This window comes from Ochrobactrum sp. MYb379 (genome assembly GCF_037479515.1).
Taxonomy (GTDB): Bacteria; Pseudomonadota; Alphaproteobacteria; order Rhizobiales; family Rhizobiaceae; genus Brucella.
On the sequence record NZ_JBBGYW010000006.1, the window covers coordinates 62,080 to 87,278 of the forward strand.

Consider the following 25,199-nt stretch of genomic DNA (forward strand, 5'->3'; position numbering starts at 1 on the left):
AATAGCCTGCTGTTAATCAGAGCGGTTGTAACTTAATTCGACTGATCAGTGATTTTCTCACTGTGTCTTGCCAAAAAAGGAAACTCAGATGTCTCTGAGCACATTTGCAGTCGATATAGCTTTACCTGCGCCAGTTCTTCTCGTTGAAGATGATCTGGCAGTCCGTCGCAGGCTTGAGGGAATACTTCTGCAATTTGGCTATAAGATTGAGGCTATTATCTTTGTGGCATCTTTGGCGGAGGCGCGCGCTTATCTGGCCGAAGAACCAGTTTCTCTGGCGCTTGTTGATTTGGGCCTGCCTGATGGCAATGGCGTGGATCTGATTAAAGAATTACATGTTAGTGAGCCGGCACTGCCGATTTTGGTAATTTCCGCTTGGTGCACACAGGACGTCATTCTTTCTGCGTTGAGAGCAGGTGCAATTGGTTATGTGTTAAAGGAGCGAGATGATATCGAAGTCGCTCTGGCAATACGCAGTGTCTTGCGCGGTGGAGCACCGATAGATCCATTTGTGGCGAAACGGATCATTGAAGAGCTGCCAGCTGAAACGCAGGAGCGCCCCGAACCGCAAAGTTCCATGGAGGCGCTGACTGCACGAGAAAGCCAAATATTGTCGTTGGTTGCTGAAGGGCTGGGAAACAAAGATATTGCTGACACGCTGTGTCTGTCCCGCTATACGGTGGAATGCCATATCAAGCGGATCTATCGCAAACTCGCTGTTTCTTCACGTACCCGCGCCATTCATACTGCGCGGCAGCGCGGTTTGTTGGCGTGAGATGGCTGTTAATCGTTTTATTCTTGTGTGGTCTTGGCCCATCCGCCTGGGCTAAGGAAGCCAGCGATGTCCCGGTCTGCCCCGTTCAGATTGTTAGTATTCAGGCAGCTCAATCACTTGAAAATGGTCAAAGGCCCGATGATACGGGGCAATGGGAAAACGTTACTTTACCCGATGACTGGAATTGGCGCCACAAGGAGCAGGCAGATAATATCTGGTATCGTATAAGCTGGGGTCAAGATTGCGAGCCTGCACCGGAAGAGCGTATTGCACTGCTGTTGCGTTCAATCATCATGGCCGGTGAAATTTATATCAATGATCATTTTCTTTGGCGCGATGAGCATTTGGTTGAGCCACTATCACGCAGCATGAATATGCCGCGTTATTGGGTTTTGCCAGATGCCTGGCTCCAGGACGGTACCAACACAATTTGGATCAGGGTTGTAGGTGTCAAAGGACAAATGCTGGGTCTCGGACCAATTGCTGTGGGCGAGGCCACTTCTCTCTATCCGCAATACGAAAACCTATGGTGGCGCAACCGCACATTATATATCGCCAATATTATCGTTTCTGGTGTTATTGGGATCTTGTTCTTTTGTATCTGGTTCGTTCGGCGCGATCATTCGGCTTATGGCTGGTACGCCTTTTCGTCCTTATTCTGGGTTGTGTTTATATCGAATACTCTTGTTACGACGCCATGGCCATGGCCTGACACATTGACCGCATCCCGGGTCAACGTCGTTGCTTTGATGTTATGTGTGGCATGCTTTTGTATGTTTGTTATGCGTTTCGGAGAGCTTTTTCCCAGGCTGTATGAGCGAACGCTTTGGGTTTTTGTAGCCATATTAGTCTTTGCGTCGCTTTTTATGCCGCAAGCCTTTTTTGTTTATATTCAAATAGCTGGTGTCATCATTGCCGCCGTTTTCTTTTTATTCAATTGTATTCATTTTCCGCTTTATGCATGGCAAACGAAAAAGCCAGAACACCTTATGCTTGGTGGCTGCCTGCTTGTGCTCATCTTAACAATATTGCATGATATCGTTATGGTTTTTGGGCCTATTCCGGGAGATTTTACGGTGTTGCCCTATTCCAACATTGTCATTACTTTGAGTTTGTCAGGCATATTAGGTCTCCGTCATGCTCATAATGTTCGCCGTATTGAGCAGTTCAATGTCGAGCTTGCTGAAAGCATAGACAGTGCCCGCTCCGAACTCGCAACAACACTTGAACGTGAATATTCACTCGCACTTTCCAATACCCGTTTAAAAGATCGGTTGGAAATTGCCCATGACCTTCATGATGGTTTAGGCGGCGCGCTGGTTCATATGATGGCGTCAATTGAGCAGGGGAGCGGGCCCGTAAACCGTTCGCAAGTTGTTTCGATGCTGAAGCTGATAAGGGATGACTTGCGTCAGACAATTGATAGCAATTCAAGCCCAAGTATCAAGGTTCCTGCAACGCCGATCGAGTGGGCAGCTCCACTCAGACACCGTTTCACTGCACTTTTTGATGAATTGGATATTGCTGCTGAATGGAGTTTTCCCGCTCGCTGGCAAAAGTCTCCAACGACATTGCAATGTTTGGCATTGGCGCGTGTCGTTGAAGAAGCTTTGACGAATGTCATTAAACATAGTCGCGCGAAGCACGTGATCGTGCGTCTTAAACAGCCTGCAACCAATGAACTGACATTGGAGGTCGAAGATGACGGTGCTGGCTTTGATGTTTCGGCTGTTCAATTGGCGAGTATGAGCATCGGTACCCGCAGTATGTCGATGCGCATTATGCGTATCGGCGGACGTTTCAGTATAACATCCTGTCCCGGAAAAACGACAGTGTTGGCAACATTTACATTATAGAGTTATCACTTGTTTTGGTCCCATGGCGTTCCGCTTGCCCATTCTTTGCGAATGGCTTCGATGAAACGTCTTACTTTTGGCGAAACATGGCGCCGCGTAGGATAAACAGCAGTAATGGGCAGTTCTTCGTGACGTAAATGTGTGAGGATTGGTATCAGGCGCCCCTTTTTAATATCATCTCCAACCAGAAAAGCGCCGAGCTGCACAATTCCAAGGTTATTCAAAGCCGCATCGCGGATTGCTTCCGTGTTGTTGAGTTTCAGGCGTCCTTCGACAGAAATGTATCGAACCTCACCACCAATTTGGTAACGCCATGGCATTGGCGAGTTGGCATAGGTAAACACAATTTTATTGTGGTTTTGCAGATCATCAAGGCTTTGTGGCATGCCATGATGTTCCAGATAGGCAGGTGTTGCACAGGTGAAAAAACTGTGGGGTGCCAGAACCTGCCGGATCAAACCGCTGTTGGTTGGTCCACCAATGCGAACTGCGACATCAATTCCATCTGAGACAAGATCGCAATAGTCATCAGAGAATGTCACATCCGCCTCCAGTTCAGGCCATTCGGCTAGAAACTTTTGTAATACGGGCATGACGTGCAGACGACCGAACGCTGTTGGAATATCAATGCGAAGTCGCCCCTTAGGCGCCTGATTGCGCATAGCCAGTGTCGCTTCTGCGTCATCGACTTCACAAATGATACGCAAAGCGTGGTCGTAAAATAATTTTCCCTCCTCTGTGAGGCTCACGCTTCGTGTCGTGCGATGAACCAGACGTGTGGCGAGATTTTCTTCGAGCCGGGCGATACTCTTTCCGACAGCCGAACGTGTAATCCCTAACTTCGTCGCTGCTTGAGTAAAACTCCCGGTATCTGCAACGCGCACGAAAGCCAGAATGTCTCCGAAATGATCAACCATTGGTTCCAATTTGTCCCATCTGATGCGGTCCTGAGCTACTTTATCAATTTTTTGGACCTGGTAAAGACTGCCGAATGATTGAGGTGAATCTCAAAAAGCTTCGCAATAAAAGGCAGTCCAATGGCACAGATCACGGAATTAAGACAAAGCGCTCAGCATACGGATTGGTCGGCGGTTTATGTTGTGGGCCTTACGACTTTTGCAGTTGTGACAACTGAAATGTTGCCGATAGGCATGATGATGCCAATTGCAAAGGAACTGGATATTTCGCTTGGCACTGCTGGTTTAGTTATTTCAGTTCCCGCACTGTTTGCCGCTTTTTTCGCACCCATGGTTGTTCTCATGGCAGGTGAAATTGATAGACGTCGAGTTCTAGTCGGGCTGCTTATGCTCCTGACCGTCGCCAATCTCGCTACGGCCTTGTCACCATCATATGAATGGCTGCTTGTAGCGAGAGTTATTGTAGGATTTTGCATGGGCGGGATATGGGCAGTCGCTGGCGGACTGGCCCCGAAGTTGGTTCCCACGCAATCGGTAGGAGTGGCGACAGCAATTATTTTTGGCGGGGTTGCTGCCGCGTCAGTCGTGGGGGTGCCGCTTGGCGTGATGATTTCCGACATTGCAGAATGGCGAGGGGCATTTGCAGTCATGGCAGGATTTAGCCTGATTGTCTTCGGGCTTGGTTTTCGTCTCTTGCCAGCCTTGCGTGTCAATCAGTCTGTCCGGGCAAGCCAGATGATCGGCGAATTGAAAAGACCTCGTGTTCAGGCGGGACTGTTCCTTACACTGTTGCTCGTTACGGGGCATTTCATCGCCTATACATTTGTGGGCTCAATTTTAGAGGTTATATCTGGTGTTAAGACGGAATGGATCGGCATGTTGCTGTTCATTTACGGCGCTGCAGGAATTATTGGGAATTTTCTGGCAGGCAGGTTCGCTTCAGCAAGACTCGGAATGACACTGGGAACGATTATTTTCAGCCTTTTGATAGCAATTCCTGGGTTCGCCTTTGTTGGGGAAGGGACTATCTCAGCGGTTGAAATCCTCATCTTGTGGGGCGGGGCATATGGTGGAGTTTCGGTCACTCTGCAAATATGGATGATGAAAGCGGCATCAACCTCCATTGAGATTACGACAGCGCTTTTTGTGTCGGTCTTTAATAGTGCTATCGCTTTAGGGGCATTGATTGGTGGGCAAGTCACCGACCGCTTTGATTTACATACCACCCTAACTGTCGCGGCAATTTTTGCGGCATTAGCCCTATCGTTTTTGCTTCTCATTCTGCGGAGAAATTAAAATGGGTCATGATATCTTTGACTTAGGCGATATCCAACTTCAATCAAAACAATATATCCGTAATGCGCAGCTTGCATACAAAACATATGGTCGGTTCAATAATGAGAGAGAAAACGTCATTATTTATCCTACATCTTTTGCGGCCACGCACGATGATGCTGCCTGGTTGATTGGTCAGGGGCGTGCTCTTGATCCCGATAAGTACTTCATCATTGTTCCAGATATGTTTGGTAATGGTGTATCCAGCTCCCCGAGTAATATGCCATCGTGCATCGATGCTGGGAAATTCCCCCGTGTGACGATCCATGACAATGTTAAGCAACAGCATCGGCTCTTGACCGAAAGGTTCAAAACTCAAAAAATAAAACTAGCTATAGGCTGGTCTTTAGGCGGAGCACAAGCATTTGATTGGGCATCGTCCTTTCCAGACATGGTTGAGCGCCTGTTCACTTTTCAGAGCGCGGCGCGCACCTCACGACACTTCTATTTGTTCTTTGATAGCGTGCGAGCCGCTATTGAACTTGATGCAAATTTTGAACACGGTTTCTATACGAAGCAACCGCTTTGCGGCCTTCGTGTTGCCGCGCGTATTTATGCAGCATGGGGTTTTTCGCAGGCGTTTTTTCGAGAGAAGCTCGATGAGCGCGCGCTCGGTTATAAGTCGCTTGACGATTTTCTCGTAAATTTCTGGGAAGATTGGTTTTTGAAGCGCGATGCGAATAATATTCTCGCGCACCTATGGACCGGCCAACATGCAGACATAAGCGCTAACGAAAAATATCTTGGTGACCTTGATCAGGCGCTGGCTGCAATAAAAGCTGACACAATGATCATGCCTGCGTCGAGTGACCTGTATTTTCCGGTCAAAGATGCCGCTTGGGAAGCTTCCCGTATTGCGAAAGCCGAGCTGCGTATTTTGGAAACCGTATGGGGACATGTTGCTGGCGAAGGTTTGAATGATGCTGATACCAAAACCATTGAGACTGCAATATTTGAACTACTGCAACGATGATACAAACTACACATTATTCAATCGCAGCAGATATGAACAATAGTGTGCCAGCTAAAGATTGGCATTAGCAAAAACGCGGAGTTCTGGTTTTTCGACATATGAAAAATCAGAATTTTCGACGCCGAGTTCTGTAAGGGCTGCCTTCAACGCCCAACGTGCTTGCTTTTCAGGATCTTGATCGAGAACAAAATCTAAAATGCGTTCCCTGATTAAAGCTTCATGCGCATCATTGCGCTCATGGCCAATCCAGATTGGCTTCCGATCAAGTTTTCTTAGTATAGTCGCAATTTCGCCACCAGAGTCGGCAGTTTCATAAATTGCATCGGGCAAGCGGCCGTACTTTGCCAATTCTGCCAAATGGCCCCAAGATGCATTTGGGGCCTCGTGAGTGACAAAGACATCGCTCTTATGGTTTGTATGCAACTCTGCTCTGAAGCCCTCCACTCTGTCGCGGTGCGATTGTAAGGTCGTATTTGCCTGGAGGATCAGAACTTTGGCTGGCCTTTCACGCAGTGCGAAATTTATCAGGGATGCTGCCAGACGTCCCGCAGCCATATTGTTGACCCCACTAAATGCATGAGCTGGCAAGCCGGGAATACGTGTTGATACAAAGATAAGGATTTCACCCTTCTCCATGACGCCCGCCAGGCTTTTTGCAACTTCGCTGTCCAGTTCTGCTGCAACGATCAGAGCGCTGCGTTTTAACTGCGATGCATTAATCGCGCGGATCATTGCCTGCGGATCGTTTTCCGGCACAAAAGTGCGATGAAGCATTATGCCGCGCGGCAGTAGTTTTGCTGCGTTCTTAAAACCGTTTGAAAGCCTGGCCCAATATGGCGTTGGATTCGTTGGGAGGATCACCTCTATCCTCAGGTTTCCGTAGTCGGGAAGAGGCAAAACACGTCTAAGACCCAGCTGTGAGGCCGCGTGTAAAACTTTTTCCCGTGTTTTTGGGGATACGCTGCCGCGCTCGTTCAGGACCCGCTCAACTGTTGTGATGCTTACCTTAGCAAATTCAGCGACGTCCCGAAATCCGGGGTTTTTGGACGCGTCAATCAAAATGGCCTCTTTATGATTCACTTGTCCTCCCGAAGAGAGCGATTAACACACGCTGGCAATTTAGAACATAATAAAATGTCAATAGCTCAGATGACGTGAATCCGTCCAAACGGTGCCTGGTGACGACTTGTCGCACTTTTTAACGCGCCATATAAGAGCGCTTTCCTCCGAAGGAAAGCTCAACTGTGTTGCATATCCGATCCTAAGTCTGGCTCAATCAGGACGAGGGCATGTGCGCACAGTTGTGCGTTATTGACTGGTTGCTGAATAGAGATTTCAGCGATCCAAATATGGAGCAGCTTCAGATGCGCGATGCGGATCTCGTAAGAGTTTTCAGGCTATGCAAACGCCCAAACCAAAAGCTTTATCGCAATCGTACTGCCATTTTGAAAAGCATCTGAAGTTCCTGTAGTTCAAATGGATTATTCAACATGAACAATGTTTTAACATGGATACTCCGTGTTCTGGGGGTGGTCGTTGCACTGCTCGGACTCGGCCTCGTCTGGGGAGGGGTTAAACTTCTCTCGCTGGGCGGTTCGTGGTTTTATCTCGTTGCAGGTATCGCCATGTTGGCGATTGGCTATTTTGCATTTCGCAAACGTGGCGCAACGTTGTGGATCGCACTTGCTCTTTTCGTTGCAAGCGTCATCTGGGGTGTGTGGGAAGTCCGCTTCGATTTCTGGCAGCTCGTTCCACGCACTCTAACGTTCCTCGTCATCGCGCTCGCCACCTCTGTCATTTCACCGGCTCTGGTACGCAAGTCAGGCCGCGCAGCGCTGTCGTGTAAATCTTCGGCTGGTTTGTCAGTTGTGCTTGCCGCAGCTTTTGTCGCTACGCTTTTTGGCATGTTCCGTCCGCATCCAACGGTCGTTGCGGCGGGCGATGGCCCAGCACCTGTCATAAATGCTGATGCAGGCAAAGATAGCGGCAATGACTGGCCAGCTTATGGCCGGAACACGGGTGGTAACCGTTTTGTTCAGTTCGACCAGATTAACAAGTCGAACGTAAAAGATCTGAAAGTTGCCTGGACCTATCGCACCGGCGACCTTGCCGTCGATGGTAAGGAATATCAGGTTACGCCGCTTAAGATTGACGACACGGTTTATCTTTGCACGCCGTCCAACATAGTCATTGCAATTGATGCGACGACTGGACAGGAACGCTGGAAGTTTAACCCACAGGCAACTGTCTTTGAAAGCACGAAGGGCTGGCGTCGTTGCCGTGGTGTTGGCTACGCTGATCTCACAGCGCTTCCAGCACCTGTGAGCGAAAACGCGAATGTCAATGCAAACGCCATTCAGGCATCTGCACCTGCTGTTTGTCGTAAGCGCATATTTACATCGACCATTGATGCACGCCTTCTCGCAATCGATGCCAATACCGGCAAGCTTTGCGAAGATTTTGGTGTGAATGGCGCTGTCGATCTGAGTGTCGGCCTGACGCCCGATCCGGTTGGTGGTCAGCAGGGCTCTTACAACGTGACATCCGCACCTCTGGTTGCCGATGGCGTTGTGATGGTTGGCGGTCGACTGAACGACAATCTGACCGTCGGCGAGCCTTCGGGTGTTGTGCGTGGCTTTGATGCGCGTACAGGAAAAATCCTGTGGGCCTGGGATGCCGCTCGCGGCGCAACCGATAGCACGCCTCTGCCAGAAGGCCAGACCTACGCGCCAGAAACACCAAATTTCTGGGGCACGGCTGCCTACGATCCAGAGCTTGGCCTCGCATTCTTCCCAACGGGAAATCAGACGCCTGACTTCTGGACTGGAAATCGTCATCCGTATTCGGATGAATATAATGATGCAATTGTTGCTGTCGATATGAAGACAGGCAAAGAGCGCTGGCATTTCCGAACCGCAAATATTGATCAGTTTGACTACGATGTTTCATCGCAGCCAATTCTCTACGATCTTCCACGTGCCGATGGCACAAAAACACCGGTCATCATTCAGCTTACCAAGCGTGGTCAGATTTTTGTTCTCGACCGTCGCACGGGTGAACCTGTTGTGCCGGTTGAAGAACGTCCGGTGTCAACAGATTCCATGCCAGGCATGAATGTTGCACCAACGCAGCCATATTCCGCGATTTCAGTTGGCACTGACAAGCTGACTGAGCGGGATATGTGGGGCGCAACAATCTTTGATCAGTTGTATTGCCGCATTGAGTTTAAGGATATGCGTTGGGAAGGTGAGTTTACACCGCTCTCCGACAAGCAGCGTACTCTGATCTATCCGGGCTATTATGGTGGCTTTAACTGGGGTGGCGGTGCCATTGACGCAGCGACAGGTACGCTCATCGTCAATGATATTCGCATGGCTCAGTGGGGTCGCTTTATCAAGCAGGATGAAGCCAAGCGCATCGGACTGACACCTTCAACTGAAGGGGAATATTCTGAACAACTTGGCACCCCTTGGGGTGTAGAACGCTCGATGTTCGTCTCACCGCTAGGCATTCCGTGCTTTAAGCCACCATTTGGCACTATGACAGCCATTGACCTCGAAAGCGGAAAGACAAAGTGGCAGGTTCCTATGGGATCGATCCAGGACGCGCCGGTTCGCGGTATCGTTCCGGGCGTTCTCATTCCACTCGGTATGCCAACGATGGGTGGACCATTGGTCACGAAGGGCGGCCTGACATTCTTCCACGGTACACTGGATTACTATACACGTGCGCTTGACAGTGACACGGGTGAGGAACTCTGGCGTGGACGTCTTCCCGTTGGTGGTCAGGGCGCGCCGATGAGCTATGTCGGAAAAGATGGCAAGCAGTATATCGTTGTTGTTGCTGGTGGTGCCACACGTACCGGTACCAATGACAATCGCGGTGACTATGTCATTGCCTATGCGTTGCCTGACTAAAGGCATCAACGAACATGGCCGACGAAAATCGGCCATGTCACGCACATAATTTTGATCACACTGATTCAAATTTTGTGCGAAATAATGTTATGTGAATGAATTATAACTTTTGTGTGAGGCTTTGCCCAAAACGCAATCTAAGCCTTATAATAAATACGAGCAGTGGTATCTGCTTTTGAATAAGGAGTATCGAAATGAAGTGGTCTGCACCAAAATTCGTTGAAGTTACCTGCGGAATGGAAATCAATCGCTATGCTCCGGCTGACGGCGATGAACCGATCCTGTTCTAATCATAGAAGCATGGTTTTTGCCGCTTGCAGCAAGACCATTTGAGAAATAATTTTGTTGGTGGCAATCGTCCGCGTCACATTGGTTGCGGGTTACGGTTGCCATCAACATTTTGAGTTATCGCGCATCGGCGCGACCGAGTTATTCCGACATGTATATGACAACTCGGACAAGGAATTAGATTTCATGAGCAGCCTGCGTTTTCTCGTGCTCGGCGCCGCCGCAGGTGGTGGCCTTCCACAATGGAATTGCAATTGTGCCAATTGCGCTGCCGCACGCGATCCCAGATCAGGGGTAACTCCACAAACGCAATCATCACTTGCTGTAAGCGTCGATGGCGAAAACTGGGCAGTGTTCAATGCGTCGCCCGATATTCGGCAGCAGTTGATACAAACCAAGGCACTGCATCCAAGAGCCTTACGTGATAGCCCTGTCAAAAGCATCGTTATTACCAATGCTGATGTGGACCATATTGGCGGATTGCTAACGGTACGTGAGAAGCAACCCTTCCGGTTGCTGGCAACATCCGCTATTCAGAAAGTCCTGAGCGAAAACCCGGTTTTTAAAGTGCTTGATCCTGACTTCGTAGAGCGAAAAACTTTTCAGCTTGATGAAGAGTTTACACCGCTGGAAGGACTGACAGCGCGCATTTTTGCTGTGCCGGGAAAGGTTGCACTTTTTCAGGAAGAGGGCGAGCCGGAACTCGGCGTCGAGGGCGAGCAAACTATCGGCATTGAATTTATCGCAGGCACCAAACGCGCATATTATATCCCCGGATGTGCGGAACTACCCGATTGGCTGGCAGAGCGCATTCGCGGTGCGGACCTTGTGTTTTTTGATGGCACATTGTTCACTGATGACGAAATGATTACGGCCGGAACCGGTCTCAAAACCGGGCAACGTATGGGGCATATGTCGATTTCCGGGCCCGATGGCAGTCTGGCACTGTTGTGCGCTCTCAACATTGCTCAGGTGGTTTATGTCCATATCAACAATACCAACCCGATCTGGCTGTCGGGACCAGAGCGCGCAACCGTAGAGGCAGCTGGAATGGCCGTTGCATTTGACGGCATGGAGATTGATCTTGACTGAAGCTCAAAACAGAACTGATTTCGAAGCACGCTTGCGTGCAATCGGTGATGCCCGCTATCACGACAAGCACCCTTTTCACGATATGCTGCATGGCGGACGGTGCAACATCACGCAGGTTCGTGCCTGGGTCATCAACCGTTTCTATTATCAGAGCCGTATCCCGTTAAAGGACGCTGCTTTTATGTCCCGCTGCGAAGACGTGTCGATACGGCGCGCATGGCGCAAGCGCATTGAAGACCATGATGGTGGTGTAGAAGAGGGTGGCGGTATTCGACGCTGGCTCAAGCTCGCGGAGGCTGTGGGTCTTGATCCGGATTATGTCGCCTCAAATCGTGGTGTTCTTCCCGGCACGCGTTTTGCCTGCGATGCATATGTACGTTTTGTGCGCGATATGCCGATGCTGGATGCGGTCGCAGCCTCGCTGACTGAACTCTTCGCCCCTGCCATTCATAAAAACCGCATCGCTGGTTTGATTGAACATTATGCTTTCGCTAACGAGCAGGCTCTTTCCTATTTTCGTAAACGTCTGGATGAAGCGCCCGTCGATGTGGCTTTCGGTCTGAACTATGTGCTCAATCATGCTGACACGAAAGAAAAGCAGGACGCGGCTGCCGCAGCGCTGACGTTTAAGACCGATGTGCTTTGGGCGCAGCTGGATGCTCTGCATCAGGCATATGTAGCGCCAGCCTTGTTGCCGCCCGGTGGTTGGGATGGGCGCGAAGGTGTAATTGGCCAACTCGACCAGCCTGCTCGCAAGCTGGAAGTTGAGGGAGCGGCGCAATGACAGAACCCACAGCCGTTATCGTATCGGGTGGTACAATAGCCAAGCTCGCGCGGGGCGTGCGTTTGCGCCAGGATCCGGTACGCGCTCAGAATGTGTTATTGGCACCTGAGCGCGCGCTGGCTTTGGATGAAATTGCGGTGATGATCGTGAATGCGCTTGATGGTGAGCGCACGCTGGATGAAATCGCCGGTGAATTTGCGGTTAAATTTGAAGCGCCCAAGGATCAGATCCTCAGTGACGTTATTGCTTTTGTGGATGAGTTTTCAAAACGCAGGATGCTGGAGTTGAAGTCTTGAACGAGCATGTAAGTGTCAGGCCGACAAGCGAATGGAATGGGGGACGTATTCGTATTCCTGCTCCCATCGCTATGCTTGCGGAGTTGACACACCGCTGCCCGCTTGCCTGCCCATATTGCTCAAATCCTCTTGAGCTTGAAGGTGTTAAAACTGAGCTTTCTACCGAGGAATGGATTAAAGCCTTCCAGCAAGCGGCGACTTTAGGCGTATTACATTTGCACCTTTCAGGTGGAGAGCCTGCGGCACGTCGGGATCTTGTGGAACTGACGGCGGCTGCCGCTAAAGCCGGTCTTTACACCAATCTTATTACATCCGGCATTGGCCTTACGGAAAAGCGTATTACAGAACTATCCGATGCAGGGCTCGACCATTTGCAACTTTCAATTCAGGGATCGACACCTGAACGAGCCGACCGTGTTGGCGGATATAAGGGTGGCTATCAACGCAAAATTGCCGTTGCCGAATGGACTCATGCGGCTGGTATTCCCCTTACGGTCAATGCCGTCTGTCATAAGCAGAACATGGACCAGATGGATGAAATGCTGGAACTTGCAGTTAAGCTTGGGGCGCGACGCATCGAGATTGCGACGGTTCAGTTTCATGGCTGGGCCGACAAAAACCGTAAAGCTTTGATGCCGACAAAAGAGCAATTTCTGAAAGCAAATGCATTTGTTGAAAGCGCGCGGAAACGTCTCGAAGGGATCATTGTCATCGACTATGTTGGCGCAGATCATCATGCATCTTATCCAAAGGCCTGTATGGGTGGCTGGGCGCGCACAGGTCTGAACATTACGCCTTCGGGTAAAGCATTACCGTGCCATGCCGCAGAAACAATCCCGACACTGCAATTTGACAATGTGCGCGACAAAGACCTCGAAACGATCTGGTATGAGGGGCAGGCGTTTAACGCTTTTCGCGGTGATAGCTGGATGCCGGAACTCTGCCGCAGTTGCGATCGCAAGGCGATAGATTTTGGTGGTTGCCGCTGTCAGGCAATGGCGCTTGCGGGCGATGCTTCTGCAACCGACCCTGTCTGTATTCGCTCTCCGTTGCGTCAACTCCTGGCAGAGCAAGCTGAAGCGGATAGCCTTGCTGAGCCACCACCCTTTGTTTATCGCGGTCGATAGGGCCGCTGCACAGAAACCTTTTGTGCTCAATTCACAGGTTTAAAAGGATAATGCAGGCGAGCGTATGTCGGCGTAATATCCTGTCAGATAGCTGTTTTTTGATATTCGAATTAATAATCAAAAATTTGTGACCGTTCTGCCTATAGCATTAAACCACGATATGATTGATGCCGGGTTCAGTATTCAGTCGGATTGGAGTGAGTTCCATGTTAACTCGTATAGGCGGTTTAATAACTGCTTTATTAGGCGCTGCCATTTTATATTATGGTGCGCAGCTGGCAATTATTGGCGGCAGTTTTTTCTATGTCATTATGGCTTTAGGGCTTCTGATTTCAGGCGTACAGCTTTTTCGGCTACGTCAGAATGGGCTTGTATTCTACGCATTAACACTTGTTGTGACCTTCATATGGACACTTTATGAAGTTGGGATGGACAAGTGGCAGTGGATACCACGTGGTGCGCTCATAATCTTCTTAGGCCTGCTACTTTCGTTGCCCTTTATTGTGCGCGGGCTTCGTGACAAGCCTGTAAAGCTTTGGTCGCCCGGCCTTGCGAATGGCCCGTTTATTTTACGTTCTGTCGTGGGTCTGGTTGCAACGATGGCGCTTGTTGCATGGTTTATCGATCCCATCGAAAAACAGGGGACATTGCAAACAGTCGCTGGTGCTAAAGAGGCGAGTATTGATCCAAGTGGCGTCCCTTATCCAGCAAATGACTGGGTTGCTTATGGTGGAACGAACCTTGGTCAGCGTTATTCGTCGCTAAAAGATATCAATAGTGACAATGTCGGAAAACTGAAAGTCGCGTGGGAGCATCACACAGGTGATCTGCGTGAAGGTGATGCCGTCGATTCAAAAGAATACACTTTTGAAGCGACCCCAATTAAAGTGAATGGTCTTCTTTATTTCTGTACGCCACATAATATCGTACAGGCATTGGAGCCGGAAACAGGCAAACTGGCCTGGTCCTTTGATCCGAAGATGCAACGCGACAACCAATACCAGCATCAGACATGCCGTGGCGTTTCTTATAATGATTCATCAGAGTATGTCGTTCCCGCAGATACTGATCCTGTAAAGGCCGAAGCAATAAAGGCTGCAATTTTGCAATGCCCGCGCCGCATAATTGCTTCTTCCGTCGATGCACGCCTTTATGTTTTGAACGCCGACAATGGTGAATTGTGCACAAGCTTTGGCGATAATGGTTATGTCGATCTTAAAGCGCAGATGCCAAACATGGAACGCGCAACTTATCAGCAAACCTCTGCACCGCTGGTAACTGCTGATCTGATTATTCTTGGGAGCGCCATCGCCGATAATTATTACGAGAATAACCCGTCAGGTGTTATTCGCGCTTATGATGTACGCACTGGCGATATCGTTTGGAAGTTTGATGCGGGTAAGCCAGATGAAACCGCCCCACTCGCGAGTGACGAGCTTTACGAGCCCAATTCGGCTGTTGCCTGGACGCAGCTTTCGGCAGATGAGAAGCTTGGCTTGGTTTATGTCCCATTTGGAAATAAATCACCCGACCAGGTCGGTGTATCAAGGTCTGAAGCAGACCAGAAGATGGTAGATTCGCTCGCCGCACTCGACCTCAGGACGGGCCGTTTGGTTTGGAATTTTCAGACAACCCATCATGACCTTTGGGACCGCGATATTCCTTCACAGCCTGTGTTGCTGAACTTGCCGCATGACGGGCAGGATGTTCCTGCAATTCTCGTTCCTACAAAAATCGGTAACATCTGGGTTTTAGATCGTCGCACTGGCGATCCAATCATGCCCGTTCATGAAATGAATGTTTCGACAAAGACAGACATTCCAAATGAAAAGCTGTCGCCGACACAACCAATGTCCGCCCTATCTTTCACTCCAGCGCCATTAACTGAAGCTGACATGTGGGGCACAACGCCATTTGATCAGATCGCCTGTCGCATTACCTACCGTCAGGCGCGTTATGACGGAAATCCTTTTACTCCACCGCAGACAGAAGGTCTTTCGCTCGTATGGCCGGGAAATATCGGTGTCTTTAACTGGGGTTCGGTGGCTGTAGATCCTGTCAACGGATGGATGATTGCAACACCTCAGTACCTTCCTTACCTTTACCGGCTGTATAAACGGCCTGAAGGTGAACCTGATAAACGCATGTTTGGAAATGCGGGCGACGCAGGTGGAGAATCCAAGCCGGGCAACGAAAATCTCGGCGGACCCTATGCCGTTTCAATTAGTCACATGCGTTCTGCCCTGGGCGTACCATGCAATACTCCACCGTGGGGCGTTCGTGTTGGTGTCAACCTCGCAGACGGCACGACAGCTTGGAAATATCGTAATGGTACGGTAGCGGGTCAAAAAATTGCCGGTATTCAGTTCCCCATACCATTCGAAATGGGTATGCTCGCACATGGTGGAACACTAACTACAGCTGGTGGCATTGCCTTTACTGGGGCAGCTCTTGATGACATCATTCGCGGTTACGATATGAAAACTGGCGAAACACTGTGGTCCCATAAACTTCCAGCCGGGGGGCAGGCAACTCCTATGACGTATCGTGGTAAAGATGGAAAGCAGTATGTCGTTATTGCTGCTGGAGGCCACGGTTCTCTGGGAACAACTCCTGGGGACTCCGTGATCGCATATACAGTTGACTAACCTACACTACGCTATAGCGATAGCAGCACCGCAGGGTGCTGCTATCGACGCGATGGTATCTATCTGGTGAGAATAAATGCCAATAATATTCTCAAATGGCGAGGGGCTTGTTTGGCATAAAGATGGGCTTTTAAATGAACCAACGGAGAGATAAATAGATTTTACCAAAGCATGAATGTATTTAAATAATAATTTCTGTAGGATTTTACTATATTAGCTATATATAATATTATTAATATGGCATCTGCAAATTGATTTGCTCAAAGATGAAGGCTTTTTGCATAATTTGATGGAATGCAAAGATGAAGAATACCTCAAATATTGGCTCTAAGCCTCTGGTCGAATATCCGTCTCTTTTGTCACCCCTTCCTGAAGCAGACCTGGATGATTATAAGCGTGAAGAGGCCTTTATCCGCTATGCTTTAGATAGTGCCGCAATAGTTGCCATAACAGACGTTAAGGGCACGATCACATATGTAAATAGTAAATTTTGTGAGATAAGCGGCTATCGGCGGGATGAATTAGTTGGCCAGAACCATAGGTTGCTCAAATCGGGTCTCCACGAGTTAAAAATCTTTAAAGACATGTATCATCAGATCGGGAATGGCCATGTCTGGCATGGCGAAATTTGCAACAAAGCCAAAGACGGTAGCCATTACTGGGTTGATACCACAATAGTCCCCCATCGCAGTACTGACGGGAAAATCGATAGCTATACGGCAATTAGATTTGATATATCCCATCAAAAAGCGGTTGAGGCCGAATTACGTAACAATGAGACTGAGCTGGATAAACTCGCGAATAGTGATGCGCTGACCGGGTTAGGCAACAGGCGAAGTTTTCAGGCGCAGATGAATAAAGCACTGGTAGTTTGCAAAGCAAACAGGTCAGAATTGACGCTGGCATTGTTCGATATCGACTCGTTCAAATATGTAAATGACTCATATGGCCACGACGCTGGTGATATTTTATTGGCGAAAATTTCAAGAACACTGAGAGAAAGTCTCGAGCAATCAACATTTGTGGCGCGTTTGGGCGGAGACGAGTTTGGATTGGTTTTCGCGAATGATAATCAACAAGAGACACTTGCGACTTTAAATAACCTACTGGAAAAAATAAGAGCTATCCCAACAAGTGGTATTAACTCCAGGCATTGTAGTGCAAGCATAGGTATCTCTCATTACCCTGATGACGGACAAGACCTGACATCTTTGTTTAAAGCGGCAGACATCGCACTTTATTGTGCTAAGTCAACGGGGCGAAATCAAGTCTCGGTCTTTGAAAAGCAATTTCTGGTTCATCTGAATGCGCGTGTTTCCCTGTTAGAAGAGGTGAAAATAGGATTAGCGAATGGGCAGTTTGAATTGTTCTATCAACCCATTGTCTCGCTTTTAGCTGACAGAGAAATCTCTTTTGAGGCTTTGCTACGCTGGAACCATCCAAGTGGAAAGATACTCACTCCGGAGCATTTTGAAGCCGCATTGGAAGACGATCAAACCTCTGAGCTAATCGGTCAGTTTGTCCTTGAGAGAGTATTTTTCGATGCAATCGAATTGCGAACACTTGGCATTGAAACCGACTTCATCGCTATAAACATTACGAATTCGGACCTAAAATCAGACGTTTATATTAAACGCTTTATAGAACTCTTGAGGTTAACTGGCCTGCCTGCTTCCCGTTTTTGTATCGAGATTACGGAGCGTATGCTTTTAAGTCGAGATCGAGAGCATGTTTATGACGGGCTAAAGAAGTTTCATGAGTTTGGTGTCAAGGTCGCATTCGACGACTTTGGAACCGGCTACGCCTCTCTGTCTCATTTGCGAACAATATCGATTGATCATATTAAAATCGATCGCTCCTTTGTGCAGAATATTGAGACATCTTTCGCAGATCAGGCAATTGTCGAAGGCATAATCCATATTTCACATAGGATGGGAAAACGCGTTGTTGCCGAAGGTATTGAAACCAAAGAACAACTGATAAAATTGCATCATATGAAATGTGATGACTTTCAAGGCTGGTTTTTCTCAAAACCGAAACCGATCAGAGAGTTAAAAGGTGCGGTTGAAGTAATAAAGCGCACGTTGGTCGGTAATCTGTGCAACCTTTTCTAAAGGGCATATACTTTGAAAATGCTATGGGTGAGTTGCTTCATCCAATATAGTTTCGATTGGATTGCGATATGGACTATAGGGCGGTGAATACCTCACATGCGAAGCTTACCGCTGAATGTAGTTTTTTGCCAGTGTCCACGTGGAATGCCAACATGTCAGGTTTCGCCGCGTTGAGAGGGTCTCCGCAGTCTCGAAATCTTCGCATTCAGGCCGTTGGGCAAGCACTCGATTCACTGGATTGTTTGCTTTCCAACTTACCGTCAAACAATACGAGACGTTCAGGATCAGGCTCAAGTTTATGTTCAAATCAATCTTAACGTCGGTTGATCAAGACATGTCACTCCTGCGCCACTGCAAGTGCTGCCTTATTTAAAATCTAAAGCAACGCGCCAGAAGCCAAATACTTAAAGCACTTCGTACAATCTGAACGCTACGGTCTTTAGCCAGCTGCGCAACTATCCCGTTAAGTGTTATATTTTTGCGGCCTTCGATCATTCTCAGAATGAAATCTTTGTGCACGTCAAGCCTTGAACCACGCTCCATCGGATTGCTATTGCTGCCGATACCCCAAACCAAATACCGGCGCTGCGGGCCGATGATTTTCTCTGCCAGCCTGCAAAGCGCATGACCGTAGGTCGCCACTTAACACACGTCCCATCTGCCGGTTCCGTAGCTCGAAACTTTTAAACAGGCATACCATAAACCGTTGCTTCACAATCGATTCAACTTCTGCTGACGTTTATGGTGTTAGCTTTGCGTGTAGTTCATAGCTGAGATGCACAAAAAATAGATGCTTTATGATAATTATTTAGGCATAAGCACGTCAGCTGTGACGCACTCCTCCCATTTTGCGTCCAGCTGTTCCCCTCTGAAGGTTTAACCTTCTAAATTTAAAGGGCCTCGGTTTCCGATGGCCCTCTTTTTTTGCCCTTAATTAAGATCCGAATTGCGCTGCGAATGTCTTGTCGATTTTGCTGCACCGAGCAGCGAGCCGTGCTGATCATACTTTTGCTGTCCAATCATAATTATTGAAATTTTATAAATGTTAATCTTTGTTGACTTATATAAAGAATCGCGCAAAAAGTGTAGAAGTGGAGCTTGAGGAAGTCACAGGAGCTTGGGATGTTAGGCTCAGGACTCATTGGTTTCCGAGCCAGAAGATGACGGCTGCTGCGAGATCTATTGCTGCTCGGAACACAATCGGGCAGCGATCATAACGGGTGGCAATTCTGCGCCAGTCTTTCAGTCTTCCAAACATGATTTCGATACGATTGCGCCGCTTGTATCGGCGTTTATCATACTTGATAGGCTTCTTGCGGTTTTTGCGCCCCGGGATGCATGGCTTTATCTCTTTGTCTTTTAACCGTTTTCTAAACCAGTCGGCATCATAGCCTCTGTCAGCAAGCAGCCAGTCGACCTTCGGTAACGTCTCGATTAAGACTGCAGCTCCGGTATAGTCGCTGATTTGTCCCGCCGTGACGTGTAACCTGATAGGACGCCCCTGCGTGTCGGTGACGGCGTGCAATTTGGTATTCATGCCACCTTTCGTCCGACCGATCAGGCGTCCATCGCCCCCTTTTTTAACCGTAGGCTTGAAGCCGTGCGGCGTGCTTTCAAATAGGTCGCATCTATCATGACGGTCTTTCCAACCGGCGACTTGGAAGACAGGCCTTCCAATATTTGAGCAAATATCCCCTTGTGACACCAACGGTTCCAACGATTATAGAGCGTTTTACAAGGCCCGTATTCCCGAGGGGCATCACACCACCGTAACCCATTGCGAAGAATGAATATAATTCCACTCAAGACACGCCTGTCATCAACGCGCGGACGTCCATGACTTTTAGGGAAAAAGGGGCGAAGGCGTGACATTTGTCCTTCGCTCAGCCAGTAAAGATTACTCATCGATCAGTCTCCTCAAGCGAAACTGAATCATCTCACCATTCTGAAATCAATGGGTCCTGAGCCTAATCATAAAGCCGCTGCCGATACTTCTGTGATGAAGCGCGGGGCGCCAGCGGCAAGAACTTCGTGTTCCATAGCCGACAAGCACTGGGCAATTAAGACGTTTGCGGACACGATGTTTTTCGCCGATTAAAATTTCTTCGGCATCTCCGTCTAGTAGAAAGCCACAGGAGAGTGCTGTGTCAACGTTGACGATAACCTCTTCATCCGTGAGGTAGGTGACGTCACTTGCTGTAACAGTCAATCCGGGCTGCACTTCTCTTACAAGGAGCTGTCCGGAGAAAAACGGCGTTTCCATAACAGTTGCTGAAATATCGGAAGGTTCCACTTCAAGCGACAGAGACGCACTATGTTGCAGAATATCACGCGCTGTGAAATTACTTACCGGAAGGGCGGCGCTCATGGTGAGTTGTGTCCGTACTGGCCAGCATTGACTTCGCTGTCTTGCCGGCAAGAAAATTTTATTAAGACCACGAGTGTTCAAAAACTTGATTGTTAAATTCAATTTATAGCGCTGGAATAGAAAAGGAAATGCCTTGGATCAAAAATAGTAAGGAGCTCAATGTGCGCCCTGAATTTTCAATGTTTTCGCTCAACACGCATTCTCCCCGGTCAAAGATCAGCGGTGGAAATTAGCCGATCTGAAAGCTTAATCGGACGGGTGCGATCAAACTAGCCGCTATCACCAGCAACCAGTTCCATAGGCCAGATAATATGCTGCTCTTGTCTGTTATAAATATCTGCGTAAGCTGGCATAGTTGATAATAAGACCTGGCCGACAGATATTCCCAATTCGTGGAGAGACAATCTGAAGCTCGTTAATTGTGGCTGCATGAAGCGTCCACGAGGCTCTTCCCGAAAGCCGATCACGGCAACATCGCGACCTGGCACAATTCCCACTTCTTCAAGTCGCCGATACAAGCCGAGCGCCATTAACTCATAGATCAAAACCACGGCGGTCGGACGAGGGCTCATTTGTAGAAGCTCACTGCCAGCGTGGTAGCCGCCTTGTTCACTCGAACGCGCCCTGATGATCAAAGAGGGGTCGAATGGAATGCCGTTTTCTTGAAGAGCTTTTTTATAGCCATCCATAAAAAGATAGCCAAGATTCATATCATTGTCTGGTATGGCGATTGCGATGCGACGGTGCCCGTTGGTGACAAACCGATTAACCGCTTGCCGCGCGACACCTTCAAAATCGAGATCAATCCACGTGTGAGCGCCGCCAGATTGAGACCGGCCCAGAGCTATAAATGGCAGGCGGGCACGGATCAGAAAATCAATGCGTCGATCAATGCGTTTTGTTGAAGAGATTATCATAGCATCCACCATGCGACGCGCTACCATGCGCTTTAGATATTCTTCGCTGTCTTCATCCTCGGGGCAAGGAAGAATAACAAGGTCAAGGTTGTGCTGAGTCAGTACGCTCTGCAGCCCGTCTGTCAGGCCTGTAAAAAAATTATCAGCATTTTCGACTGTTTCGGGCGTACTTCCAGTCATGAGCCCAATGACGTTGGTTGTTCCTTGTCGAAGGCTGCGCCCTGACTGGTTGGCGACATAACCAAGGGTTTCAGCAGCTTCCAGAACGCGCTGGCGCGTTTCTTCGTTCACATCAGGTTTGCCATTGAGCGCCCTGGAAACAGTGCCAATGGAAATATTCAGATGCTCGGCAAGCTGACGAATGCCCTTCATGATTCACTCCCCAAGCGATTTTTTTGGTTCGGCTTTTTACAGGTCTTGACACATATAGCATTAATCGCATAGCGTCGTAAACGTTTACGGAATATGCGCGTTAAGGAGAACGTGCACTGTAACCGGGAGGAAATCGTGACATTGAATGCCGTTATATGCGGTTGCGGAGCTATGGCCAAAGGTTGGTTGCGCGCAATCGCATCGTCTCCAGAACTGTCTTCATCGCTGCGTATCGTTGGGCTTGTGGATCTCAATCATGAGGCAGCGGAGGCTTTGGCGCAGGAGTTTGGCCTCACCAATGCTCTGATTGGTTCAGATCTTGATCAGGTGCTCAAAGCAACACATGCAGATGTCCTATTTGACATCGTTGTTCCTGCCGCACGCTTTGCAGTTGTATCGACAGGTTTGGCCGCTGGCTGTCATGTATTAAGCGAAAAGCCGATGGCCTCTTCTATCGAAGAAGGGCGAAAGCTTATATCTTTGGCTAAAGAAGCCGGTAAAGTGCATGCTATTGTACAAAATAGACGCTTTGTTGCTGGTATCCGGCGTTTGAGGCGCGCTGTTAAAGAAGGCCTTATTGGCGATCTTTCTGCGATACATTGTGATTTTTTCTTAGCGCCACACTTTGGCGGCTTCCGCGAAGAAATGCGTAATGTTCTTCTTCTTGATATGGCAATTCACACCTTTGACGCCGCGCGTTTTGTAGCTGGTGAAGTTCCAAATGCCGTTTATTGCCTTGAAACCAATCCCAAGGGATCATGGTATAGCCATGGTGCAGCGGCAAATGCCGTTTTTGAATTTTCTAACAATGTCGTTTTCACGTATCGCGGCTCTTGGTGCGCAGAAGGTGAGCGTACGAGTTGGGAAAGTGCATGGCGGTTGGTTGGCTCCAAAGGCATGATTACCTGGGACGGAGAAGATAGCTTAAAGGCATCCTTAGCCGGCATGGATGCTGGGCTGCTTCATGGATCTGATTTCGTAAACGTTTCTGGACCCGAAAATGATGCAGAAACACACGGGCATGCGAGTGTTCTGTCTTCTTTCTTGGATGCTATCAAAAGTGGAAATTCTCCGGAAACAGCGTCTTACGACAATATTAACAGTCTGGCGATGGTGGTTGGTGCGATTGAAAGTGCCAATCTTCGTCAACGTGTAACAATTGCAGCATGAGGGTTAGACATTGAGCAATCCGGCAAAATCTATTCGCATGGGAACGATGGTCAGAGGAACTAAGGAAGATGCGGCGCAACGCATCAGTCAGATAGCTGACCTGGGCTTTGAGAGTTTCGAGCCATTTTTCTGGCAGACTACAAATGGCCAGGATCTTGCAGACTTGGGCAAGCGATGCGTAGAGGCAATTGGTGATCGTGATATTACGATTTCGACACTCGGCATGTTTGGCAATCCGTTGGAAACGACCGACATTGATCTCGAAACGCTTCAAGGTTGGAAAGATTGCATTGATAATGCGCATCATTTTGGCGCTACCTGTGTTGCAGGTTTTACGGGGCGTGTACGGGGCAAGCCGCTGACAGATAGTCTGCCACGGTACAAAGAGGTGTGGAGTGAGCTTGCTAAGCGTGCCGCTGACAAAGGTATCAAAATCGCGTTCGAAAACTGCGCTATGGATGGTAATTGGGCGACAGGTGACTGGAATATTGCGCATAATCCAGATGCATGGGAATTGATTTTCAACGCAACGCCAGATGATCATATTGGTATTGAATGGGAGCCATGCCATCAAATGGTTTATCTCATCGATCCCATCCCGCAAATTCGCAAATGGGCAAGTAAGATTTTCCACGTTCATGGAAAAGATGCGACAATCCGTTGGGATGTGATCAAAGAGCATGGAATCTTTGGCAAAGAGCCATTCGTATTCATGCGTACCCCGGGCTTCGGGGATACCAACTGGACTGATGTGATTTCAGAACTACGTCTGGCTGGCTGGTCCGGTTCAATAGACATCGAAGGTTGGCATGATCCCGTTTACCGTGGTGATCTTGAAATGACCGGTCAGGTTCATGGACTAAATTATCTAAAAAAATGCCGGGGCGGAGAGTTTGTTAACTATCCGGCTTGAGTGAAAAAATAAACGGCCGGGGGAGCGGCCGTTTATTAAGATTTGGCAAGCGATAACCAAGGAGGAGGAGACTATGGGAATCGTAAAGAACCTAACTGTGGGTGTGCTGGCGTTGGCGAGTGTTTCGGCCACCGCGGTTTCAGCATATGCCGAAGACGTAACAATTACTGTTTGGGCTGTGGATCGTGAGATTCAGCCTGTGCCAAACATGACCAAGGAATTTAATAAGCTCAATAATGGCATTCATGTTGAATTTCGGCAGGTTCAGTTTGATGATCTCGTGAGCGAAGCAATGCGGGCGTATTCGACCGGTAATGCCCCTGACATTATTGCGATCGATAATCCAAATCATGCCATGTTTGCAGCGCGCAATGCATTTCTTGATCTTACCGATAAGATTGCGGCATCTGACGTTGTGAAGCCAGACAACTATTTTCCGGGCCCACTTAAGTCGACAATGTGGGATGACAAGTATTTTGGCATTCCAAAAGCAACCAACACGATTGCACTTTATTATAATAAGGACATGTTTAAATCAGCAGGGCTTGATCCTGAAAGTCCCCCAACAACATGGGATGAGTTGGTTTCAGCCGCCCGCAAGCTGACAGATCCGTCCAAAAATGTTTATGGACTTGCCTTCTCCGCCAAAGCGAACGAGGAGGGGACTTTCCAGTTCTTGCCGTGGGTGCAGATGGCTGGTGCCTCATATAAAGACATTAATGCTGATGGCGCAGTTAAAGCGCTGGATACGTGGAAAACAATTATTGATGAGAAACTTGCGTCTCCCGATACGTTGACGCGCAGTCAGTGGGATGCGACCGCGACATTTAATGCCGGCAATGCTGGCATGGCAATCTCAGGGCCCTGGGAAATTGATCGAATGATCACCGATGCCAAGTTTGACTGGGGTGTGGCTTTGTTGCCAGTGCCAAGTGCAGATGCTCCAAGATCGTCGGCGATGGGAGATTATAACTGGGCAATTTTCTCCAACAGCAAACATCCTGATGAAGCCTTTAAAGTGCTTGAATATTTTGTGTCTCAGGACAAGGATATGTTCAAAAATTTTGGACAACTACCCGCTCGTGCCGACATCGCTGCACCTTTAACCGGCAATCAGACGAAGGACGATGCTCTGAAGGTGTTTGTGGAGCAGTTGCAATATGCGCAGCCACGTGGCCCCTCGCCAGAATGGCCCAAAATCTCCAAAGCGATTCAAGATGCCGTCCAGGCCACTTTGACAGGTCAGATGTCTGCGAAAGAAGCGCTTGATCAGGCTGCGGAGAAAATCAAACTTACTGAAGGTTAATTAAGACGCTGGCTTGTTATCAAGCGTCTAA

Annotated in this window: 20 protein-coding genes; 15 read left to right on the forward strand and 5 right to left on the reverse strand. The window is 48.7% G+C overall.

The window, feature by feature from the left end:
- Positions 1–88: 88 nt before the first annotated feature.
- Together WH356_RS14310 and WH356_RS14315 are read left to right on the forward strand one after the other, a co-directional pair.
- A complete protein-coding gene (locus tag WH356_RS14310; RefSeq protein ID WP_310014021.1) occupies positions 89–775 on the forward strand; it encodes a response regulator transcription factor in 687 nt (228 codons plus the stop codon).
- The gene (locus WH356_RS14315) at positions 685–2,631 is read left to right on the forward strand and encodes a sensor histidine kinase (protein ID WP_339511888.1); all 1,947 of its coding nucleotides are present in this window, start codon (positions 685–687) and stop codon (positions 2,629–2,631) included. The genes WH356_RS14310 and WH356_RS14315 overlap by 91 nt, the downstream gene beginning before the upstream one ends.
- 5 nt (positions 2,632–2,636) lie before the next feature.
- Here the strand turns inward: WH356_RS14315 and WH356_RS14320 are convergent, their stop codons facing one another.
- Entirely contained in the window at positions 2,637–3,548 is a 912-nt protein-coding gene (locus WH356_RS14320; RefSeq protein ID WP_339511890.1) for a LysR family transcriptional regulator, read from the reverse strand.
- Between the two features lie 120 nt (positions 3,549–3,668).
- Between WH356_RS14320 and WH356_RS14325 the strand changes: the two genes are divergently transcribed.
- Together WH356_RS14325 and WH356_RS14330 are read left to right on the forward strand one after the other, a co-directional pair.
- A complete protein-coding gene (locus tag WH356_RS14325) occupies positions 3,669–4,844 on the forward strand; it encodes an MFS transporter (protein WP_339511892.1) in 1,176 nt (391 codons plus the stop codon).
- A 1-nt stretch (position 4,845) separates the two neighbouring features.
- Positions 4,846–5,856: an alpha/beta fold hydrolase gene (locus tag WH356_RS14330; protein WP_339511894.1), complete on the forward strand. Its 1,011-nt coding sequence runs from the start codon at positions 4,846–4,848 to the stop codon at positions 5,854–5,856.
- A gap of 51 nt (positions 5,857–5,907) precedes the next feature.
- Here WH356_RS14330 and WH356_RS14335 read toward each other — a convergent pair whose 3' ends face one another.
- Positions 5,908–6,936 (reverse strand): LacI family DNA-binding transcriptional regulator, encoded by a 1,029-nt coding sequence (locus WH356_RS14335; protein ID WP_339511896.1) that lies wholly within the window; start codon positions 6,934–6,936, stop codon positions 5,908–5,910.
- A gap of 410 nt (positions 6,937–7,346) precedes the next feature.
- Between WH356_RS14335 and WH356_RS14340 the strand changes: the two genes are divergently transcribed.
- The 8 genes from WH356_RS14340 to WH356_RS14375 all read left to right on the forward strand — a co-directional run bounded on the left by WH356_RS14340 (position 7,347) and on the right by WH356_RS14375 (position 18,122).
- Complete coding sequence (locus WH356_RS14340) at positions 7,347–9,773, forward strand: membrane-bound PQQ-dependent dehydrogenase, glucose/quinate/shikimate family (RefSeq protein ID WP_339511898.1); 2,427 nt, start codon at positions 7,347–7,349, stop codon at positions 9,771–9,773.
- Between the two features lie 194 nt (positions 9,774–9,967).
- Positions 9,968–10,063 carry a pyrroloquinoline quinone precursor peptide PqqA gene (gene pqqA, locus WH356_RS14345; protein ID WP_310014034.1) on the forward strand — a complete coding sequence of 32 codons (96 nt, stop codon included), beginning with the start codon at positions 9,968–9,970 and terminating at the stop codon, positions 10,061–10,063.
- Between the two features lie 184 nt (positions 10,064–10,247).
- Complete coding sequence (pqqB, locus tag WH356_RS14350) at positions 10,248–11,153, forward strand: pyrroloquinoline quinone biosynthesis protein PqqB (RefSeq protein WP_339511901.1); 906 nt, start codon at positions 10,248–10,250, stop codon at positions 11,151–11,153.
- On the forward strand, positions 11,146–11,937 hold the full coding sequence (gene pqqC / locus WH356_RS14355) for a pyrroloquinoline-quinone synthase PqqC (RefSeq protein WP_339511903.1): 792 nt from the start codon (positions 11,146–11,148) through the stop codon (positions 11,935–11,937). Before pqqB ends, pqqC begins: the two co-directional genes overlap by 8 nt.
- Positions 11,934–12,233, forward strand: coding sequence for a pyrroloquinoline quinone biosynthesis peptide chaperone PqqD (gene pqqD, locus WH356_RS14360; RefSeq protein WP_339511905.1), 300 nt, complete (start codon positions 11,934–11,936; stop codon positions 12,231–12,233). The genes pqqC and pqqD overlap by 4 nt, the downstream gene beginning before the upstream one ends.
- Positions 12,230–13,360: a pyrroloquinoline quinone biosynthesis protein PqqE gene (gene pqqE, locus WH356_RS14365; protein WP_339511907.1), complete on the forward strand. Its 1,131-nt coding sequence runs from the start codon at positions 12,230–12,232 to the stop codon at positions 13,358–13,360. The genes pqqD and pqqE overlap by 4 nt, the downstream gene beginning before the upstream one ends.
- Before the next feature lie 206 nt (positions 13,361–13,566).
- Positions 13,567–16,008 carry a membrane-bound PQQ-dependent dehydrogenase, glucose/quinate/shikimate family gene (locus WH356_RS14370; RefSeq protein ID WP_339511909.1) on the forward strand — a complete coding sequence of 814 codons (2,442 nt, stop codon included), beginning with the start codon at positions 13,567–13,569 and terminating at the stop codon, positions 16,006–16,008.
- Positions 16,009–16,310: 302 nt separating this feature from the next.
- Positions 16,311–18,122 carry a putative bifunctional diguanylate cyclase/phosphodiesterase gene (locus WH356_RS14375; RefSeq protein ID WP_339511911.1) on the forward strand — a complete coding sequence of 604 codons (1,812 nt, stop codon included), beginning with the start codon at positions 16,311–16,313 and terminating at the stop codon, positions 18,120–18,122.
- 1,138 nt (positions 18,123–19,260) lie between these two features.
- Here the strand turns inward: WH356_RS14375 and WH356_RS14380 are convergent.
- The 3 genes from WH356_RS14380 to WH356_RS14390 form a co-directional block, all read right to left on the reverse strand.
- Positions 19,261–20,027, reverse strand: a protein-coding gene (locus WH356_RS14380) for an IS5 family transposase (protein WP_339511913.1) whose coding sequence is annotated in 2 segments (ribosomal slippage) — positions 19,261–19,706 and positions 19,706–20,027 — 768 coding nt in all. Because the reading frame shifts where the segments join, the coding sequence is not laid out codon by codon here.
- A 46-nt stretch (positions 20,028–20,073) separates the two neighbouring features.
- Positions 20,074–20,490, reverse strand: coding sequence for a hypothetical protein (locus WH356_RS14385; RefSeq protein ID WP_339511915.1), 417 nt, complete (start codon positions 20,488–20,490; stop codon positions 20,074–20,076).
- A gap of 269 nt (positions 20,491–20,759) precedes the next feature.
- Complete coding sequence (locus WH356_RS14390; protein ID WP_339511917.1) at positions 20,760–21,779, reverse strand: LacI family DNA-binding transcriptional regulator; 1,020 nt, start codon at positions 21,777–21,779, stop codon at positions 20,760–20,762.
- A 135-nt stretch (positions 21,780–21,914) separates the two neighbouring features.
- Here WH356_RS14390 and WH356_RS14395 point away from each other — a divergent pair, with 135 nt between their 5' ends.
- The 3 genes from WH356_RS14395 (at position 21,915) to WH356_RS14405 (ending at position 25,168) form a co-directional block, all read left to right on the forward strand.
- Positions 21,915–22,949, forward strand: a complete 1,035-nt coding sequence (locus tag WH356_RS14395; RefSeq protein ID WP_339511919.1) for a Gfo/Idh/MocA family protein — start codon at positions 21,915–21,917, stop codon at positions 22,947–22,949.
- Between the two features lie 10 nt (positions 22,950–22,959).
- Complete coding sequence (locus tag WH356_RS14400; protein ID WP_339511921.1) at positions 22,960–23,862, forward strand: sugar phosphate isomerase/epimerase family protein; 903 nt, start codon at positions 22,960–22,962, stop codon at positions 23,860–23,862.
- 73 nt (positions 23,863–23,935) lie between these two features.
- Complete coding sequence (locus WH356_RS14405) at positions 23,936–25,168, forward strand: ABC transporter substrate-binding protein (protein ID WP_339511923.1); 1,233 nt, start codon at positions 23,936–23,938, stop codon at positions 25,166–25,168.
- The last annotated feature ends 31 nt before the right edge of the window (positions 25,169–25,199 follow it).